General features: G+C 50.6%; 1 rRNA gene. It reads left to right on the forward strand.

Going from position 1 to position 235, the window contains the following annotated elements:
* Nucleotides 1–181: 181 nt before the first annotated feature.
* Nucleotides 182–235 (forward strand): 5S ribosomal RNA (gene rrf / locus M3593_RS24415); the annotation flags it as partial.

The raw sequence follows: 235 nt of genomic DNA on the forward strand, positions 1-235 counted from the left end.
CGACTGTACAGCCTCGACAAGCGCTGGAGGGCCAGCAGTTGAAGTCGTTCTTTGACTTCGGCGGATGGACCGAAGCGACTCGAGAGGCTAGGAGCCGGAGCTGGACAATGATCATTCGATTCTCTTGTATTCTTCTTACACATTATCTAGTTTTGAGGGAATAAAACCTCAAACCAAATAGTCTGGTGGCGATGGCGAGAAGGTCACACCCGTTCCCATACCGAACACGGAAGTT

It is taken from the genome of Mesobacillus sp. MER 48 (assembly GCF_023714225.1).
GTDB classification, from domain to species: domain Bacteria; phylum Bacillota; class Bacilli; order Bacillales; family Cytobacillaceae; genus Mesobacillus; species Mesobacillus oceanisediminis_A.